At 65.6% G+C, this 17246-nt stretch carries 17 protein-coding genes and 1 pseudogene; 7 read left to right on the top strand and 11 right to left on the bottom strand.

The genetic code is table 11. The annotated features are described in order from the left end of the window. Positions 1-27: 27 nt before the first annotated feature. Positions 28-933, bottom strand: a complete 906-nt coding sequence (locus tag ACFQU0_RS01235; protein ID WP_382198071.1) for an alpha/beta fold hydrolase — start codon at positions 931-933, stop codon at positions 28-30. Positions 934-958: 25 nt separating this feature from the next. Between ACFQU0_RS01235 and ACFQU0_RS01240 the strand changes: the two genes are divergently transcribed. Beyond that, positions 959-2686, top strand: coding sequence for an acyl-CoA synthetase (locus ACFQU0_RS01240; protein ID WP_382198072.1), 1728 nt, complete (start codon positions 959-961; stop codon positions 2684-2686). A gap of 263 nt (positions 2687-2949) precedes the next feature. On the opposite strand, the gene ACFQU0_RS01245 is transcribed toward ACFQU0_RS01240, so the two are convergent. Further along, positions 2950-3870, bottom strand: a complete 921-nt coding sequence (locus ACFQU0_RS01245) for a LysR family transcriptional regulator (protein WP_382198074.1) — start codon at positions 3868-3870, stop codon at positions 2950-2952. Between the two features lie 205 nt (positions 3871-4075). Here ACFQU0_RS01245 and ACFQU0_RS01250 point away from each other — a divergent pair, with 205 nt between their 5' ends. Genes ACFQU0_RS01250 through ACFQU0_RS01270 form a run of 5 tightly spaced genes read left to right on the top strand, consistent with a single transcriptional unit; the run spans position 4076 to position 9492 of the window. Further along, positions 4076-5263: an ABC transporter substrate-binding protein gene (locus tag ACFQU0_RS01250; RefSeq protein WP_382198076.1), complete on the top strand. Its 1188-nt coding sequence runs from the start codon at positions 4076-4078 to the stop codon at positions 5261-5263. 3 nt (positions 5264-5266) lie between these two features. After that, positions 5267-6280 carry an ABC transporter ATP-binding protein gene (locus ACFQU0_RS01255; RefSeq protein WP_382198078.1) on the top strand — a complete coding sequence of 338 codons (1014 nt, stop codon included), beginning with the start codon at positions 5267-5269 and terminating at the stop codon, positions 6278-6280. Continuing rightward, entirely contained in the window at positions 6277-7230 is a 954-nt protein-coding gene (locus tag ACFQU0_RS01260; protein ID WP_382198080.1) for an ABC transporter permease, read from the top strand. The genes ACFQU0_RS01255 and ACFQU0_RS01260 overlap by 4 nt, the downstream gene beginning before the upstream one ends. After that, the gene (locus ACFQU0_RS01265; protein ID WP_382198082.1) at positions 7220-8026 is read left to right on the top strand and encodes an ABC transporter permease; all 807 of its coding nucleotides are present in this window, start codon (positions 7220-7222) and stop codon (positions 8024-8026) included. Before ACFQU0_RS01260 ends, ACFQU0_RS01265 begins: the two co-directional genes overlap by 11 nt. A gap of 11 nt (positions 8027-8037) precedes the next feature. Next, positions 8038-9492: a gamma-aminobutyraldehyde dehydrogenase gene (locus tag ACFQU0_RS01270; protein ID WP_382198084.1), complete on the top strand. Its 1455-nt coding sequence runs from the start codon at positions 8038-8040 to the stop codon at positions 9490-9492. Positions 9493-9513: 21 nt separating this feature from the next. Here ACFQU0_RS01270 and ruvC read toward each other — a convergent pair whose 3' ends face one another. Genes ruvC through ACFQU0_RS01305 form a run of 7 tightly spaced genes read right to left on the bottom strand, consistent with a single transcriptional unit; the run spans position 9514 to position 16171 of the window. After that, the gene (ruvC, locus tag ACFQU0_RS01275; protein ID WP_382198085.1) at positions 9514-10062 is read right to left on the bottom strand and encodes a crossover junction endodeoxyribonuclease RuvC; all 549 of its coding nucleotides are present in this window, start codon (positions 10060-10062) and stop codon (positions 9514-9516) included. Continuing rightward, positions 10059-11045: a phosphatidate cytidylyltransferase gene (locus ACFQU0_RS01280; RefSeq protein ID WP_382198087.1), complete on the bottom strand. Its 987-nt coding sequence runs from the start codon at positions 11043-11045 to the stop codon at positions 10059-10061. Before ACFQU0_RS01280 ends, ruvC begins: the two co-directional genes overlap by 4 nt. 2 nt (positions 11046-11047) lie before the next feature. Continuing rightward, complete coding sequence (locus ACFQU0_RS01285; RefSeq protein ID WP_382198088.1) at positions 11048-11674, bottom strand: lysophospholipid acyltransferase family protein; 627 nt, start codon at positions 11672-11674, stop codon at positions 11048-11050. Positions 11675-11684: 10 nt separating this feature from the next. Then, a complete protein-coding gene (gene mtgA, locus ACFQU0_RS01290; protein WP_382198090.1) occupies positions 11685-12425 on the bottom strand; it encodes a monofunctional biosynthetic peptidoglycan transglycosylase in 741 nt (246 codons plus the stop codon). A 1-nt stretch (position 12426) separates the two neighbouring features. Further along, on the bottom strand, positions 12427-13257 hold the full coding sequence (aroE, locus tag ACFQU0_RS01295; protein WP_382198092.1) for a shikimate dehydrogenase: 831 nt from the start codon (positions 13255-13257) through the stop codon (positions 12427-12429). A 5-nt stretch (positions 13258-13262) separates the two neighbouring features. After that, complete coding sequence (locus tag ACFQU0_RS01300; protein WP_382198093.1) at positions 13263-14117, bottom strand: energy transducer TonB; 855 nt, start codon at positions 14115-14117, stop codon at positions 13263-13265. Beyond that, positions 14114-16171: a ribonuclease catalytic domain-containing protein gene (locus ACFQU0_RS01305; protein WP_382198095.1), complete on the bottom strand. Its 2058-nt coding sequence runs from the start codon at positions 16169-16171 to the stop codon at positions 14114-14116. The genes ACFQU0_RS01300 and ACFQU0_RS01305 overlap by 4 nt, the downstream gene beginning before the upstream one ends. Positions 16172-16257: 86 nt before the next feature. On the opposite strand from ACFQU0_RS01305, the gene ACFQU0_RS01310 reads away from it, so the two are divergent. Beyond that, on the top strand, positions 16258-16737 hold the full coding sequence (locus tag ACFQU0_RS01310) for a pyridoxamine 5'-phosphate oxidase family protein (RefSeq protein ID WP_382198097.1): 480 nt from the start codon (positions 16258-16260) through the stop codon (positions 16735-16737). 43 nt (positions 16738-16780) lie between these two features. On the opposite strand, the gene ACFQU0_RS01315 is transcribed toward ACFQU0_RS01310, so the two are convergent. Together ACFQU0_RS01315 and ACFQU0_RS01320 are read right to left on the bottom strand one after the other, a co-directional pair. After that, entirely contained in the window at positions 16781-17065 is a 285-nt protein-coding gene (locus ACFQU0_RS01315) for a hypothetical protein (protein WP_382198099.1), read from the bottom strand. Continuing rightward, positions 17025-17198 (bottom strand): annotated as a pseudogene (locus ACFQU0_RS01320) (DUF4160 domain-containing protein); the annotation flags it as partial. The gene ACFQU0_RS01315 and the pseudogene ACFQU0_RS01320, both read right to left, overlap by 41 nt. Between the last annotated feature and the right edge of the window lie 48 nt (positions 17199-17246).

The raw sequence follows: 17246 nt of genomic DNA on the forward strand, positions 1-17246 counted from the left end.
GATTTTCTCATGGCAGCCGCAGCGCCGTCAGCCCGCCAGAAAATCCTCGATCAGCGCAGCCACCGCGCCGGGCTGGTCGTGGTGCAGCATGTGGCCGGCGTCTGCCACCTCGGCGATGCGCACCTGGGGCACAGCCTGCAGCCGTTGGTGGTACTCGTCCAGGGTGTAGCGACCCTTCCACCAGACGTCGAAGTGTTTGTCGGTGGACTCCACCGCCAGCACCGGTGCGCTGATGCGCTGAAAAATGGCCTGAACTTCGTCCACCCGGTACAGCTGGGCGTTCACGATCTTGTGCGCGGCGTCACCCAGCACCGCCCAGCGCCCATCGGCCTGCGGCGCGGCCCAATGCCGAGCCAGCCATTCGGCCTTGTCGGCGCTCAGGCGTGGGTTGGTTTTCACGAGCCGCGCCGCCACGCCCGAGGCACCGTCGTAGGTGGTCAAGGCCAGGTCGCCGCGCGGCAGGCTTTTGAGCTGATCCATCCACTGCGCGTAGCGGCCGGGTGCCTGCGCGGGCCGTGTGGCCGGCATGCCAAAACCCTCCAGGTTGATCAGGCGGCGGATGCGTTCGGGCCGCACGCCCGCGTACATCATGGCCACGTTGCCGCCCATGCTGTGGCCCAGCAGGTCGATGGGTTGGTCGCCCGCCAGGTGGTCCACGATGTGGTCCAGGTCGGCCAGGTAGTCGGGAAACCAGTAATTGTCGGTGGGTGGGCCTTCCGTCAGGCCGTAGCCGCGCCAGTCGGGGGCGATGATCCAGCGCTCGGCTTGCAGCGCATCCACCACAAACTGGAACGAGGCAGACACGTCCATCCAGCCATGCACCAGCACCAGTGGCGGCACACCGGCTTGGGGTGTGCCCCAGTGGCGCAGGTGGTAGCGCATGTGCCTGAAGGGCACAAACTCGGAGCGGGAAGGGCGTTGGGCTTGGTACATTTTCACGATCTTACGGAGACACACCATGCCCCGCAGTCCAGGCCGAGACAACCCTGCCGATCACCACGCCCACCTTCACGCGAACTTCCGTTGGCAGGTGCCCGCGCAGTTCAACATGGCCGAGGTGTGCTGCCGCCGCTGGGCAGCCACACCCGCCTTGGGTCGCGAGACCGCGCTCATTGCCGAGGGCCCCAACGCCCCGGCCCGACACCACAGCCGCGCCGAGCTGGCCGAGGCCGCCAACCGCCTGTCCAACCTGTTGCGTGGGCTGGGCGTGCAACGTGGCGACCGCGTGGCCATCGTCTTGCCACAGCGTTTCGAAACCGCCGTGGCCTACATGGCGGTGTTACAGCTCGGTGCGGTGGGCATGCCCTTGTCGCAGCTCTTTGGCCCCGAGGCTTTGGCTTTTCGCCTGCAAGACAGCGAGGCCGTGGTGGCCATCTGTGACGAACTGACCTTAGCCAACGTGCTGTCGGTGCGCGCCGAATGCCCGGCTTTGAGGCAGGTGCTGGGTGTGGGTGCGGCCGGTGCTTCGGCCGACATCGATTGGGAAACGGCCCTGGCCAAGGTGCAAAGCCGCTTTGAATTGGTGCCCACCCTTGCCGACGACCCGGCCGTGCTCATCTACACCAGCGGCACCACCGGCAACCCCAAGGGGGCCTTGATCCCGCACCGCGCGTTGATTGGCAACCTCACGGGTTTTGTCTGCAGCCAGAACTGGTTCGGCTTCGACCCTTGGGACGCCAGTGTGCCAAGCCAGGCCGTGTTCTGGTCGCCCGCCGATTGGGCCTGGACAGGCGGCCTGATGGACGCCTTGTTGCCCAGCCTCTATTTCGGCCGGCCCATCGTCGGTTACAACGGCCGCTTCACCCCGGAGGTGGCGTTCGAACTGATGCAGCGCCACGGCGTGACGCACAGCTTTTTGTTCCCCACCGCGCTCAAGGCCATGATGAAGGCCGTGCCCAAGCCTCGGGGCCGCTACCGACTGAAGTTGCAGGCCCTGATGAGCGCAGGCGAAGCCGTGGGCGATGCGGTGTTTGCCTACTGCCGCGAGCAACTGGGCGTGACGGTCAACGAGATGTTTGGCCAGACCGAGATCAACTACATCGTGGGCAATTGCAGCCGCCTGTGGCCGGCCAAACCCGGCAGCATGGGCAAGGGCTACCCGGGCCACCGCGTGGCGGTGATCGACGACGACGGCAACGAATGCCCGGTGGGTGTGCCGGGCGATGTGGCGGTGCATCGCCTGGATGTGCACGGCCAGCCCGATCCCATCTTCTTTTTGGGCTACTGGAAAAACGAAGCCGCCACGCGCGCCAAATACACGGGTGATCCGGCCAGCAGCTGGTGCCGTACCGGCGACATGGCCACCCGCGACGCCGACGGCTACCTTTGGTACCAAGGCCGTGCCGACGACGTGTTCAAGTCGTCCGGCTACCGCATCGGGCCGAGCGAGATCGAGAACTGTCTGGTCAAACACCCTGCCGTGGCGAACGCGGCGGTGGTGCCCAAACCCGATGCGGAGCGGGGCGCCTTGGTGAAGGCCTATGTGGTGTTGGCCGCTGGGTTCGAGGGTTCTCCCGCCTTGGTGGCAGAGCTGCAACAGCATGTGAAGGGGCAGTTGGCGCCCTACGAATACCCTAAGGAAATCGAGTTCATCGACGCCTTGCCCATGACCACCACGGGCAAGGTGCAGCGGCGGGTGTTGCGGTTGAGGGAGGAGGAATTGGCGCGCGCTGGGTTGCGTTTGTAGACCTCGCGGGCTCGCGGTCGCGGGGTACGCTGCTCCGCGACTGTCCTCCGCCCCGCTGCGCGGGGCTCCCCCTTTATGTCGCTGCGCAGCGCACCCCGCACCCGCGAGCCGAAGTGCGGTTTGCATGCAAGCGTTCGCGTGCCTACAGGTGGGCGGTGACTGGGTGTCCGGCGCAGCGGCATAAAGGAGGAGGCCGAAGGCCGGGGGACAGCCGCGGAGCCGGATACCCGGTCGCCGCACACCGCCTCCGCCAAAAGGAAGCCTCAAGCCACAGGCCGCCGAGACCGCGACTGATCCCGAGCCACCTCGATGAACTCCAGCACCTCCGCGCGGGGTTGAGAACCACGCCGCCATACCAGCCCCACGTCAACGGTGGGCACCGCATCGCGCAGGGTGCGCACCTCCACGTGTTCGGCGTCCAGTGTCCAGGGTCGGTACAAAAAGTCGGGCAACACCGCCAGGCCCGCGCCCACACCCACCAGCGAACGCACCGCCTCCAGAGATGAGGTTTTGAGCACCGCGCGCGTCTTGAGCTGGTGGCGCGCCCACACGTTGCGCATCAGCACCTCGATGCGGTCGGCCTGCAGCACGATCTGGTCGTGCTCCGCGCATTCGGCCAGGCTCACCTCGGGCTGCGCAGCCAACGGGTGGTCGGCCGCCATCCACACGCGGTTGGGTGAGCGCGTCAGCGTTTCGGCCACCAGCGCTTGCGGCTCGCCCAACGCGTTGCTCACCATGATGGCGATGTCCAGTTCGCCGTTGATCAGCAGGTGTTCCAGAAAAGGCGGGGCGTCTTCCACCACATGCAGGTTCACCCCTGGGCAGGTGCGCTTGAAACGGGCAAACAATTCCGACAGGTAGTAGCCCGCCACCAGGCTGGTCACGCCCACGGCCAGGGTGCCGCCCAGCGGCTGGGCAGCTTGTTGCACGCCGCGTGTGGCGTCTGCCACGGCGCCAATCACCCGCCGCGCCTTGACCAGAAAACGGTGGCCCTCGGGCGTGAGCCGCATGCCCTTCGGGCTGCGCTCGAACAGTTGCAGGCCCAGCGCGTCCTCCAGCTCCAGCACACTTTTGGTGATGGCCGATTGCGCGATGTTGAGCATGCGCGACGCGGCGGCCACGGAGTCCGATTCGGCCACCGCCAGAAAGTAGCGGAACTGTTTGAGCGTGAGGTGGCGGTTCATCTTGGTGCGCCGGCGGTTTGAAATGCCCTGTTGCAGTGCAAAAACGATATGGGTAAACCCTAACTATCGATTTTTTAGATAGCTTACCGCAGGAATATTGAATTTTGAAAGTCGGTTGACTTTTCCTAGGATGCGTGCACTGACAACACGCCGGGTGGCGGGTTGCGGCAGTGCCAACTTCCTCCGATCGAAAGGTGACCGACACATGAAACCTGCACAACAACCCCTGGTCCGCGCTGTTGCCGGCGTGGTGGCCACCGCGTTCACGCTGGGCACGTTCGCGCCGCTGGCCCAGGCGCAGACCGCGCTCAAACAAATCGGCAAAGGCGAAGGCCAGGTCGACATCGTGGCTTGGCCAGGCTACATCGAGCGTGGCCAGACCGACAAGAACTTCGACTGGGTGACCGAGTTTGAGAAGAAGACCGGCTGCAAGGTCAACGTCAAGACCGCCGGCACCTCCGACGAAATGGTGGCGCTGATGAACGAAGGTGGCTTCGATTTGGTCACCGCGTCGGGCGATGCCTCCATGCGCCTGATCGCCGGCAAGCGGGTGCAGCCCATCAACGTGGACCTGATTCCCAGCTACAAAAACATCGACCCGCGCCTGCAGAAAGCGCCCTGGCACTATGCCAACAACACCCACTACGGTGTGCCCTACCAGTGGGGCTGGAACGTGCTGATGTACAACACCACCGTCTTCAAGGACAAGCCGCCCACCAGCTGGAACGTGGTGTTCGAAGAGATGAACCTGCCCGACGGCAAGAGCAACAAGGGCCGCGTCCAGGCCTTCGACGGCCCGATCTACATCGCCGACGCCGCGCTCTACCTGATGAAGAAAAACCCGGCGCTGGGCATCAAAGACCCCTACGAACTCAATGAGGCGCAGTACAAGGCCGCGCTCGAGCTGCTGCGCGGCCAGCGCAAGCTGGTGGGCAAGTACTGGCACGACGCCTTTGTGCAGATCGACGACTTCACCAACGAAGGGGTGGTGGCTTCGAGCAGCTGGCAGTTCATGGCCAACATCCTGAAGAGCAAGAACCGCCCGGTGGCCACCGTGGTGCCCGTGGAAGGCGCCACCGGCTGGGCCGACAGCACCATGATGCACGCCGAGGCCAAGAACCCCAACTGTGCCTACATGTGGATGGAGCATTCGCTCAACCCCAAGCTGCAGGGCGATCTGGCGGCCTGGTTCGGCTCGGTGCCTTCGGTGCCTGCCGCCTGCAAGGGCAACAAGCTGCTGGGAGACGACGGCTGCGCGCGCCAGGGCTACAACAGCTTCGAGCGCATCAGCTTCTGGAAGACGCCGACCACCAAGTGCACGACCCAGAACAACGCCTGTGTGCCGTACCACAAGTGGGTGTCCGACTACATCGCCGTTCTGGGCGGCCGCTGATCCATGACCGTCGCCGTTACCCTTGAAGCCGTTTCCTGCGTGTTCGGCAGCGGCGCACAGACCGTGCGCGCTGTGGAACACGTGGACCTCACCATCGAGGGCGGCGAGTTTTTCACCTTGCTGGGGCCTTCGGGCTCGGGCAAGACGACTTGTCTGCGCATGATTGGCGGCTTCACCCTGCCCACCTCGGGGCGCATCCTCATCGGTGGGCAGGACGTGTCGCAGCTGCCGCCCTATGCGCGGCCGGTGAACACCGTGTTCCAGGATTACGCGCTGTTCCCGCATATGAACATCCGCGACAACGTGGCCTACGGCCTCATGGTCAAGGGTGTGGACAAGGCCCAGCGCCTGCGCCGTGCCGACGACATGCTGGAGCTGGTGCGCCTGGGGGGCGTGGGCGACCGCCGCCCGGCCCAACTGTCTGGCGGTCAGCGCCAGCGGGTGGCGCTGGCGCGCGCGCTCATCAACGAGCCGCAGGTGCTGTTGCTCGACGAGCCTTTGGGCGCGCTGGATTTGAAGCTGCGCGAGCAGATGCAGACCGAGTTGAAGGCCTTGCAGCGCAAACTGGGCATCACCTTTTTGTTTATCACCCACGACCAGCACGAGGCGCTGTCGATGAGTGACCGCATTGGTGTGTTCAACCAGGGCCGGCTGGAACAGGTGGGCACACCGCAGGCCATCTACAACGCACCGGCCACACGTTTTGTGGCCGACTTTGTGGGCGCCGCCAACGTGTTCCAGGGCGAGCGCGCGCGCCAACTCGCTGGCGTGGACAGCGTGATGCTGCGGCCCGAACGCATTCAACTGGGCGCCGCCCACAGCGCACGCCTCAGCGGCCCAGTGCTGGACGTGCAGTATTTCGGCGCCTTCTCGCGCTTGCGCATGGACTGGGCGGGTGAGCCGGTGGTGGTGGACCTCAACCCGCTTCAACTCACGGTTGTGCCTGAAGCTGGCGACACGGTGCACCTGCACTGGAGCCAGGACGCTGTGCATGCGCTGCAGGGGGCGGCCGCATGAACACCATGACCTTGCCGGTGCCGATGGCAAGCACTGGCGGCCCGCTGCGCCGCCTGTCGGACCTGCTCTACACCCGCCGTGGCCTGGCCCTGGGGCTGCTGCTGGTGCCGCCGCTGCTGTGGTTTGGTGTGGTCTACCTGGGTTCGTTGTTTGCGCTGCTGGCCAACAGCTTTTTTGGACTGGACGAGTTCTCTGGTGTGGTGGACCGCACCCAGCTCACCCTCGTCAACTTCCGCGACATGCTGCAGCCCGCCAACGTGGACGTGGTGCTGCGCACCGTGGCCATGGCGCTGGCCGTCACCGTGGCCTGCACCGCCATCGCCTTTCCCATCGCTTACTACATGGCTCGCTACGCACGCGGGCCCCAAAAAGCGCTGCTCTACATCGCGGTCATGCTGCCCTTGTGGTCCAGCTACCTGGTGCGCCTGTACGCGTGGAAGCTGTTGCTGGCCAAGGAAGGCGCCATCAGCTGGGTGCTGGCCGAGCTGCACCTGAGCTGGCTGCTGGAGGCGCTGCTGGCCACGCCGGGCATTGGCGGCAACTCGCTGTCGTTTTCGCGCCTGGGCACCTTCATCGTCTTCGTCTACATGTGGTTGCCTTTCATGATCCTGCCCATCCAGGCGGCCATCGAACGCATCCCCGGCTCGCTGCTCGAAGCCTCAGGCGATCTTGGTGCCAAAGGCAGCACCACCTTCTGGAAAGTGATCTTTCCGCTCGCCATGCCAGGCATCGCCGCCGGTTCCATCTTCACCTTCTCGTTCACGCTGGGCGACTACATCATCCCGCAGGTCATCGGCGACTCCACCCTGTTCATCGGCCAGGTGGTCTACCGCCAACAGGGCGTGGCGGGCAACATCCCGTTTGCGGCGGCTTTTTCGCTGGTGCCCATTGTGGTGATCGGGGTCTACCTGTGGATTGCCAAGAAGCTGGGAGCATTCGATGCGCTCTGATCCCAACAAAGCCGGCTGGGGCCTCAAAGCCGCCACCTGGGCCGGCGTGCTGTTCCTGCACATCCCGCTGGCGCTCATCATCCTCTACGCCTTCAGCGCGGAGGACAAAAGCTACGTTTTCCCGCCACCGGGCCTGACCACGCAGTGGTTTGCCGCCGCCTGGGCGCGCGACGACGTGTGGGCCGCCATTGGCCTGTCCTTCCGCGTGGCGCTGATCGCCACCGGCATCGCCATGGTGCTGGGCACCCTGGCGGCGGCGGGGCTGGCGCGCACGCGCTTTTTTGGGCGCGATGCGGTGTCGCTGCTGCTCATCCTGCCCATCGCGCTGCCCGGCATCATCACCGGCATCGCGCTGCGCACGGCCTACCACACGATGGAGATCCCGTTCAGCTTCTGGACCATCGTCATCGGCCACGCCACCTTTTGTGTGGTGGTGGTCTACAACAACGCGGTGGCGCGGCTGCGGCGCACCTCGCCGTCGCTGATCGAGGCGTCGATGGACCTGGGTGCCGACACCTTCCAGACCATCCGCCACGTCATCCTGCCGCAGCTGGGCTCGGCCCTGCTGGCAGGTGGCCTGTTGGCCTTTGCGCTGAGCTTTGACGAGGTCATCGTCACCACCTTCACCGCCGGCCAGCAGACCACGCTGCCCATCTGGATGCTGCAGGAGCTGATCCGGCCGCGCCAGCGCCCGGTCACCAACGTGGTCGCGGTCGTGGTCATCGTGCTGACCTTCATCCCCATCCTGGCCGCGTACTACCTCACGCGGTCCGACGAACAACCCAGCAGCCGCTAAGGAGCATCACCATGGGCAAGACCCCCGATTTCCAGAACGCCATCCACACCGAGCTGTTCATCGACGGCCAGTTTGTGGCCGGTGAAGGCGAGGCCGAGCGTGTGCTCAACCCGGCCACCGGCGAAATCATCGCCAGCGTGCCCGAGGCCTCGTACGAGCAGATCCACCGCGCCGTGCTGGGCGCCAACCGCGCCTTTGAAAGCTGGAGCGACACCACGCCGGGCGAACGTTCGCGCCTGTTGCTCAAGATCGCCGACGCCATCGAGGCCCATGCCGAAGCCTTTGCGCGGCTCGAATCGCTCAACTGTGGCAAGCCCTATGTGCGGGCACTCGAAGACGAAATCCCGGCCATCGCCGACTGCTTCCGCTTTTTTGCAGGTGCCGCCCGCACCATGAACGGCCCGGTCGCGGGCGAGTACCTGGGCGGCCACACCAGCCTGATCCGGCGCGACCCTGTCGGCGTGATCGGATCGATTGCACCCTGGAACTACCCGTTGATGATGGCCGCCTGGAAGGCCGCGCCGGCCCTCGCCGCCGGCAATACCGTGGTGCTCAAGCCCAGCGAACAAACCCCGCTGACCGCGCTGCTGCTGGCACGTGTGGTGGCCGACATCCTGCCCAAAGGGGTGTTCAACGTGGTGTGTGGCCGTGGCCAGAGCGTGGGCCAGCCGCTGGTGGAGCACCCCATCGTGCGCATGGTGTCGCTCACCGGTGACGTGTCCACCGGCCGCAAAATTCTGCAGGCCGCCACCGGCACCCTGAAGCGCACCCACCTGGAGCTGGGTGGCAAGGCACCGGTCATCGTGTTCGACGACGCCGACGTGGACGCGGTGGTCGAAGGCGTGCGCACCTTCGGCTACTACAACGCCGGCCAGGACTGCACGGCCGCCTGCCGCATCTATGCGGGCGCCAAGGTCTACGACCGCCTGGTGGCCGACCTCAGCGCCGCCGTGAAAACCATCAAGCTCGGCACCCAGGACGAAGACGGTGTGGAGATGGGGCCGCTGATCACCGACCGCCAGCGCGACCGTGTGGCCAGCTTTGTGGAGCGTGCGCAGATGCTGGGTCACATGGAGGTGACGGCGGGCGGCAAGATGCGCCCAGGCAACGGCTTCTTCTACGAACCCACGGTGATTGCCGGCGCCCGCCAGGACGATGAAATTGTGCGCCGCGAGGTGTTTGGCCCGGTGGTGTCGGTCACGCGTTTCACCGACCCCGACGAAGCCATCACCTGGGCCAACGACTCCGACTACGGCCTGGCCTCATCGGTGTGGACGCAGGACGTGGGCCGCGCCATGCGGGTGGCGCGCAAACTGCAGTACGGCTGCACCTGGATCAACACCCACTTCATGCTGGTCAACGAAATGCCCCACGGCGGCCTCAAGTCCAGCGGCTACGGCAAGGACATGTCGATGTACGCACTGGAAGACTACACCGTGGCCCGCCACGTCATGGTCAAGCTCTGAGGCTGGGCGCGACGCGGCCGTTCAGTAACTGCGCCCACCCTTGTAGGCGGCGGTGGTGCGGGCCTGCAGGCTGGCCACTTTGTTGATGGCGTCCATGCTGCGGCCCACCTGGGCGTGGGTGATGCACAGGCCGAGGGCGTCGGCCGCGTCCTTGCCGGGCAGGCCGGGCAGTTGCAGCAGGCGCTTGACCATTTCCTGCACCTGCTCCTTCGCGGCCTTGCCGTGGCCGGTGACGGCCTTTTTGAGTTGCAGGGCGGTGTACTCGCGCACCTCCAGGCCGTTGGCCACCAGGGCGGTGAGGCAGCAGCCGCGCGCCTGGCCCAGCATCAGCGTGGCCTGAGGGTTGACGTTGACGAAGACAATTTCGCACACGGCGATCTGGGGTTGGTAGCGCTGCACCACCTCGCCGATGCCGTCGAACAAAATTTTGAGGCGGTGCGGCAGCAACACACCGTCGCCAGGGCTGGTGCGTATGGTGCCGCTGGCCACGTAGTGCAGGGCGGCGCCTTCGCTGTCCACCACGCCAAAGCCGGTGCAGGTCAGGCCGGGGTCGATGCCGAGGATTCTCATAGGTTGAAGTACCAGCGCACCGAGTGGAAGAACACCGGCGCGGCGAAACACAGGGCATCGAGCCGGTCGAGCAGCCCGCTGGCGCCCGTGACCGAACGCCCGCCGCCCCAGTGGGTGACACCCCGGTCGCGTTTGATGGCCTTCATCACCAGGTGCCCCAGGGAGCCCGAGGCACAGGCAATGAGTGCCATGCCCAGCGCCTGGCCCGGCACAAACGGTGTGAAGCCGGCCAGCAGCGCACCCAGCAGGCCGCCAGCCGCCAGGCCCGCTGCCCAGCTGCGCCAGTGGAAACTGGCACTGATGTCGGGCGCCACAGGGGCCTGCAGGCGGCGCGCCACCAGGTGCTGCACCAGCATGCAGGTTTGCACCACCAGCACCAGAAAAAACACCAGAAAGGCGTTGCGGCCGGCAAAACGCGGGAAGTTGAGCACCATCAGCGCCGGCACGTGGCTCAGGCCATACACACACACCATGATGCCCCATTGCAACTTGGCGTTGCGCTCCAGAAACCACTGTGGTTCGTTGCCCAGGGCGCTGACCACCGGCAGGGCCAGAAACACATACACCGGGATGAACACGGTGAACAGGTTGTAGTGCCCACGCCAGACCAGCAGGTACTGCAGCGGCAGCACCACAAAAAAGGCCAGCACCAGGCTGCGGTGGTCGCTGCGGCGAGTGGGCGAGAGGCTGATGAACTCGCGTAAGGCAAAAAACGACATCAGGCCGAACAGCACTGTGGCCACGCCGTCGCCGGCCGCCCAGCCGACCCAGAACACGGTGGCCATGATCCAGGACACCCGCAGCAAATTGCGGTCGTCGCGCCGACGCTGGTGTTGGCCATCGTCGAGCGCATCGTGTTGTCGGCGCTCGCGCAGCGACAGCAGCAACATGGCCACACTGGTGATGGTCAGCAAGCCAAACAGAAGCACGAACAGCAGGCCAATCTGTTCGTTGGTGCTGAGGTTGCGCAGGAAGCCGCTCATGCTCAGATGTCTCTCAGGGCCATGACGGCATCACGCGCGCGCGCTAGAAAGGCCGTGCGCGCCTCGCCGGGTTCGACGCAGATGGGCGCGCCAAACGTCACCGAACACAAGACCGGCACCGGCACCACCTCACCCTTGGGCATGACACGCTGGACGTTGTTGATCCAGGTGGGCACCAGCACCACATCGGGGAAACGTTGGGCCAGGTTGTACAGGCCCGACTTGAAGGCCTGCGGGTCTTCGTGGTGACCGCGGGTGCCTTCGGGAAACAGGATGATGGAGTCGCCCTGGGTCAGGGCTTCGATCAGAGGTTCCAGCGGGTCGGTCGCCTCACCATCGGGCCCCCCCTGCTTTTGGCGGTCCACGTAGATGGCGTTGAACACCTCGGTGGTAATCCAGCGTTTGAGGGGGCTGGTGGTCCAGTAGTCCTTGGCGGCAATCGGGCGGGTGATGCCACGCAGCTCCTTGGGCAGCGCGGCCCAGATCAGCACCAGGTCGGCGTGGCTCTGGTGGTTGGCAAAGTAGATGCGCTGTTCGGCCTTGGGCGGGCAGCCATACCAGCGCGCCTGGGCCCCGGTGAGCAGGCGGATGAAACCCAGCAGCAGCCAGCCAAACACACGCGCCATCATGGCTGTGCGCTCATGGGGCTTGCACCGCGCCCATGCGGGCGGCGATGGTGGCGGTGCGCCCGGCCAGGTAGGGCGAGCCGGGGCGGCTCTCGAAAAATTTGGGGCTGGGCAACATCACCGCCAGGCGCGCCGATTCGGTGGCGCTGAGCGACTTGGCGGTCTTGCGAAAGTAGCGCTGGGCAGCGGCGTCGGCGCCAAACACCCCTTCGCCCCATTCCACGCTGTTGAGGTAAATCTCCAGAATGCGGCGCTTGTCCAGCAGCAGTTCCAGCGCCAGCGTGAGCACAAATTCCTGGCCCTTGCGCAGCAGGTGCCGTTCGCCCGACAGCAGCAGGTTTTTGGCCAACTGCTGGGTGATGGTGGAGCCGCCCACGACTTTGGGTGGCTTGACCTTGCTCGGGTCTTTGGCTTTGGCGGCGCGTTTTTCGGCCAGCTCGGCGCGTTTGGCGTTTTTTTCCCAGGCCGTCTCGATGGCGTCCCAGTCCACACCCTTGTGGTTGGTGAAATCGGCGTCCTCAGACGCCATCACCGCGCGCTTGAGGTGGGGCGAGATGTCTTCATAGGGCACCCATTCCTGGCGCCACTTGGGCACGCCCTGCTGTGCCATCGCCAGCCGCCAGGCTTCTGAGCGCATGAAGGCGGTGCTTTGTGGATCAACCACCGCCATCAGCGCGATGCGCAGCACAAAAAACAGCTGCAGCGCCAGCAGCGCGGCCAGCAGCCAGCCCAGCCAATGCAGCACCGAGCGCATGTCAGTGCACCAGCGCCGCGCGGCGCTCGGCCAGCACCTGCGCGGCCGGCGGCATCACGCCGCGCCAGATGTAGAAAGCCTCGGCCGCCTGCTCCACCAGCATGCCCAGGCCGTCGCGCACGGTGGCGCCCTGGGCGCGCGTCCAATCGGCAAAGGGTTGCGACTTGGGGCCGTACATCATGTCCACCACCAGCGTGCCGGGGCGTATGGCACTGGCTGGCAGCGGTGGCTCAGCGCCTTGCAGGCTGGCAGCGGTGGCGTTGATCACCACGTCGAAGTGGCCCAACACGTCCATCAGGCCGCTGGCGAGCAGGTGTGCGCCGTGGCGTTTGGCCCAGTCGGCGTGGCGGTCTGTCACCTCTTGTGCCCGCGCCACGGTGCGGTTGCTCAGCACCAGCTCGGCCGGCCCTTCGCTGAGCAGCGGCCCGAGCACACCGGCACCCGCGCCGCCCGCGCCCACCAGCAACACGCGTGCGCCGTGCAACGCCACGCCGGCGTTGCGGGTGATGTCGCGCACCAGGCCAATGCCGTCGGTGTTGTCGCCGTGCACGCCGTCGGCCTCAAACCAGAAGGTGTTGCAGGCCTGCGCCAGCTCGGCCCGGGCGCTGCGGTGCTGCACCCAGTCAAAGGCGTCGAGCTTGAAGGGCACGGTCACGTTGCCGCCGCTGAGGCCACCGGCACGTGCGGCTTCAATGCCTGGGCGGAAGCCCCCCAGCGGCAGCTCAAGGCGCTCGTACGTCAGCCGCTGGCCGGTCAGCTCGGCAAAGCGGGTGTGGATGGCGGGGGATTGGCTGTGGGTCACCGGGTGACCCACGACGGCATAGCGGTCCATGGGGATCAGTTGCTCATCTGCTGCGTCTGCAGCGTTTCGTCTCGGGTGAAGCGGAAGCGCGACACCACCACGATCTGGTCGGCGCGCTGGCGCATGGCGGCATTGAAGCCGCCGAAAGACAGGCTTTTGACGATGGCCTCGGCACGCGCATCGAGCGCCTTCTGGCGCGAGCTTTCCACCACCTCGGTGGCCAGCACGCGGCCGTCAAAGTTGACGGTGATGACCATGGTGAGCTCGCCATAGAGTTTGCGCCCACCCACTTCGGGAAACTGGGTGGTGCCGCGGTCTTCGATCTTGCGCCGCAGTTCATCGTAGTACACCGCGTACACCGCCTCGCGCGTGGCCGGGCTGATGTAGCGCTTTTTGGGGCGCGCGTTTTCTTCGTTGATGCGGCGCTCGATTTCGGCCAGCACCTTCACCAGCGCCAGGCGGCGTTGCTCGCGCTCCTGCTCGTCGGGTGTGCGCTGGTTGTCGGGTGTTTCGTTGACGCGGTAGCTGGCGAGTTGTTTGCGAATCTGGGCCAGCATGCGGTTCTGCTGCTCCTTCATCGCCTCGATGCGCTTTTCTTCCTCCTCCACCGGGTCGCCCAGTCGTGCCTGAGCAGATGGAGGCAGGGGCGAGGTGGCGCGGCCGCGTTCGGCCTCGCCGCCGCCGGTGAGGTTGGCTTGCGCGATGGCCTGTGCCTTGTCGGGTTTGTCCTCGCTGCGGGCGTTGACCAGCACCACCTCCAGCGGCGTGTCCTGGAACACGCGGTTGAAGGCCTCGGGGTTGACGAAACGCACCGTCAACAGCGCCGCGTGCACGGCCACCGACACGCCCAGGGCGATCTGGAGGGGGCTGAACGCGGCGGGGGTTTTCACGAGGCCGGATTATCCGTGTCGGCGGCGGGCGCCGGAGCAGAAACTGGGGTGTCGGCCTCCATGTCGACAGCGATGGCCAGTGGGGCCGCCAGCTCGTCGTCGCCCTCGTCCTCGGCCAGGTCTTCCACCGGCTGGTCCAGGCGCTCGATGACGGTGCCGCCCACGTCCAGGGAAATCAGGTCCATCGCACCCAGGCGCACGCGCACGTGGGCACCACGCGGCAAGCCATCGGCACCCATCACCTGCAGCACCAGGGGCAGGGTGTCGGCGCGCACCAGACCGTCCTTCATCACGGTGGCGGTGAGTTCGGTGGTGCCGGTCTGCTGCAGGTGTTTCAGGGTCCAGTAGCGTTCCATGCCACCCTGGAACTGGTTGTAGGCGCTGTAGGCCCCGTCGAACGCGCTGATGATGGAGAACAGGTCGGCGTCCTTCGGTTTGAAGGGCGCAGCCAGTGCGGCAGTTTTGCCGTGGCGGGCGCAGGCGATGATCTGCCACTGGTTCACCAGGTCGGTGTAGCGGCGCAGGGGCGAGGTGCTCCACGCGTAGCACTTGACACCGATGCCCGCGTGCGGCTGGGCCTTGGTGCCCATGCGCACCTTCACACCGGGCGCCAGGCTGTGCTGGCTGCGGTAGATGCCGGGCACGCCGCAGTCGGCCAGCCACTGGCCCCAGGTGCTGTTGGCCACGATCATGGCCTCGGCCACCATCAGGTCCAGCGGGGCGCCGCGTTTGCGGGTGCTGATCAGCACCGTTTCGTCGCCCATCGGTTCGTCCCCGGCTTTGTCGGCCAGCTTGAAGCTGTAGTCGGGGCGGTTGAAGGTTTCGGGTTTGCCGCGCACCACCTCGCGCTGTGCCTTGAGGTGCTGGGCCAGGCGCCACAAAAACGCCAGTTGGGGTTGCAGGGCGGTCAGCTCGGGCGCGGCGGCGTTGTTGGCAACGCCTGCCAGCCATTCGGGGGTGATCAGGTCGTCCAGCTTGTCGTGGCGCAGGTTGTGTGCGATGGGCACGCGCTCCAGCTTGGTTTCGCTGGCGGTGAAGGCCAGCGTCGCTTCGTCGATGGTGACGTAGAGCGACACCGCCGGGCAGTCGCGCCCTTCATCGAGTGTATAAGCCTGCACCACCGCGTCGGGCAACATGGTGATCTTGTGGCCGGGCATGTAGACGGTGGACAGGCGCGCGCGGGCGACCTGGTCCAGCGGGCCACCGGGTGCGATGGCCAGGCCGGGTGCCGCGATGTGGATGCCCAGCGTGACCGTGCCTGTCCCGAGGCCCTGCACCGACAGCGCGTCGTCGATTTCCGTGGTGTGCGAGTCGTCGATGGAGAAAGCCTGCACGGCGGCCACCGGCAGCTCGCCTTCCACCGGCGGCGCCTGCAGCGCGGGAAAGCCCGTGCCGCGTGGGAAAAAGTCGAACAGGAAACGCTGCCAGTGGAACTGGTAGGCGCTGCTGATGGCGCCCACTTTTTCCAGCAAGGCCAGCGGCGCCAGGTGGGTCTGGCGCGTGGCCTCGGCCACGGCCTTGTATTCGGGCCCGTTTTTGTCGGGTTTGAACAGGATTTTGAACAGCTGCTCGCGCACCGGCGCCGGGCATTGGCCGGCAGCCAATTCAGCCGCCCAGGCGTCGATCTGCGCCTGCACCAACTTCTTCTTCTCAATCGCGGCCAGCGCCTGCTGCACGATCTCGGCCGATGCCTTCTTGAAGCGGCCCTTGCCGGCGCGGCGGAAGTAGTGCGGCACCTCGGACAACTTGAGCAGCGCGGCGACCTGTTGGTCCACCGTGGGCGGATCGCTGAAGTACACAGCCGCCAGGTCGGCAAAGCTGAATTCGTCCTCGGGTGCAAACTCCCAGGCCAGATCGGCCTCCATGCCATCGGCCAACGCCTGTGCGGACGCCAGCAGCGCGGCTGGCGCCGGCTTCTCAAATTTGAGGAGCGTGTTGGCGGCCTTGACTTTGACGCGTTTGCCCGAGTCCAGCTCCACCTGCAGCGAGCTTTCGGCTTCAGACAACACACGGCCGGTCAGGAACTTGCCGGCTTCTTCGAACAATGCAAACAAAAGGGGCTTTCGGGGTCGGTCTGGTGAGAGCCCAAGTTTACCGGGCGGCCCGGGTAGCATGCGGAGGCAGAAAAGAGGGAGCCTTTATGTTCAACGACGAAATCCGTGATTGCGTTCGACGCAGCGTGTTGTGTTGGCTTGCCACCGCAGACACGAACGGTCAGCCCAACGTGTCGCCCAAAGAGGTGTTTGCGCTGGTGGGCGACAACCGGTTGGTGATCGCGCACATTGCGTCGCCACGCAGTGTGGCCAATATCCGCCAGCAGCCCTTGGTGTGCGTCAGTTGCATCGATGTTTTCGAACAGCGAGGTGTCAAATTGGTTGGCAACGCCCGGGTGGTGGTGCCGACGGAGGCGGACTTTGCTGCGTTGGCGGAACCTCTGCTGGCTCAGACGCAAGACGTCTTTCCGATTCGTGCGGTCATCGAGGTCTGTGTCATCCGCGTCGAGCCGATCGTTGCGCCGAGCTATCGTATGGTGCCAGGCACCACGCGCGCCTCTCAAGAGGCGTCTGCGTTGCGAGCTTATGGTGTGGTGCGTGCCAGTCCAGGTCGGGAGTCACGCTGAAGTCTTGGACTTGACGCAGGGATCGCGCGGGCGCGGTATCGCCTCAGGCGGTTTCGCGCGCGGCTGTCAGTTCGTGCAGACGGGCCGCCGACAACTCCAAGCCATTGGGCCAGCACAGTGCGCCCGCATCAATGCAGCAGCGGCGAAAGTAGCTTGCTTCCCGCAGTGGCTCCAAGAGGGGACCCTGATGGGTGCGCAAATAGGGCTGCGCATCCCAGTGGCCCTGACTGTGGTCAGAGAACCAGAGTTCCACCTGAAAATCGGCACCACAGGCAAACTTCAACAGCTTAATCACGGTCTGCTCCTTGAATGCGCTGCAGGGGTTCAAACCGCTGTGCGCGTTGCCAATTTTCCTGCAGTTCGCTGTGGTGTGTCACACACCACTCCTGCACGATGGAGGCCACTTTTCGAGGCAGTTCACCCGCAGTGACAGTTCCTGTGTCGATCGCCACCAGCGCCTCGAATCCCTGGTATTAGACATGGATGTGCGGCGGCGGGTGGTCATCGTG

The sequence above is a fragment of the Hydrogenophaga defluvii genome (genome assembly GCF_042665235.1).
GTDB classification, from domain to species: domain Bacteria; phylum Pseudomonadota; class Gammaproteobacteria; order Burkholderiales; family Burkholderiaceae_C; genus Hydrogenophaga; species Hydrogenophaga defluvii_A.

What these genes read in the sequence shown, in the direction of transcription:
- ACFQU0_RS01235 (WP_382198071.1), bottom strand. Translation starts at nt 933, where the DNA reads ATGTACCAAGCCCAACGCCCTTCCCGCTCCGAGTTTGTGCCCTTCAGG.
- ACFQU0_RS01240 (WP_382198072.1), top strand. Translation starts at nt 959, where the DNA reads ATGCCCCGCAGTCCAGGCCGAGACAACCCTGCCGATCACCACGCCCAC.
- ACFQU0_RS01245 (WP_382198074.1), bottom strand. Translation starts at nt 3,870, where the DNA reads ATGAACCGCCACCTCACGCTCAAACAGTTCCGCTACTTTCTGGCGGTG.
- ACFQU0_RS01250 (WP_382198076.1), top strand. Translation starts at nt 4,076, where the DNA reads ATGAAACCTGCACAACAACCCCTGGTCCGCGCTGTTGCCGGCGTGGTG.
- ACFQU0_RS01255 (WP_382198078.1), top strand. Translation starts at nt 5,267, where the DNA reads ATGACCGTCGCCGTTACCCTTGAAGCCGTTTCCTGCGTGTTCGGCAGC.
- ACFQU0_RS01260 (WP_382198080.1), top strand. Translation starts at nt 6,277, where the DNA reads ATGAACACCATGACCTTGCCGGTGCCGATGGCAAGCACTGGCGGCCCG.
- ACFQU0_RS01265 (WP_382198082.1), top strand. Translation starts at nt 7,220, where the DNA reads ATGCGCTCTGATCCCAACAAAGCCGGCTGGGGCCTCAAAGCCGCCACC.
- ACFQU0_RS01270 (WP_382198084.1), top strand. Translation starts at nt 8,038, where the DNA reads ATGGGCAAGACCCCCGATTTCCAGAACGCCATCCACACCGAGCTGTTC.
- ruvC (WP_382198085.1), bottom strand. Translation starts at nt 10,062, where the DNA reads ATGAGAATCCTCGGCATCGACCCCGGCCTGACCTGCACCGGCTTTGGC.
- ACFQU0_RS01280 (WP_382198087.1), bottom strand. Translation starts at nt 11,045, where the DNA reads ATGAGCGGCTTCCTGCGCAACCTCAGCACCAACGAACAGATTGGCCTG.
- ACFQU0_RS01285 (WP_382198088.1), bottom strand. Translation starts at nt 11,674, where the DNA reads ATGATGGCGCGTGTGTTTGGCTGGCTGCTGCTGGGTTTCATCCGCCTG.
- mtgA (WP_382198090.1), bottom strand. Translation starts at nt 12,425, where the DNA reads ATGCGCTCGGTGCTGCATTGGCTGGGCTGGCTGCTGGCCGCGCTGCTG.
- aroE (WP_382198092.1), bottom strand. Translation starts at nt 13,257, where the DNA reads ATGGACCGCTATGCCGTCGTGGGTCACCCGGTGACCCACAGCCAATCC.
- ACFQU0_RS01310 (WP_382198097.1), top strand. Translation starts at nt 16,258, where the DNA reads ATGTTCAACGACGAAATCCGTGATTGCGTTCGACGCAGCGTGTTGTGT.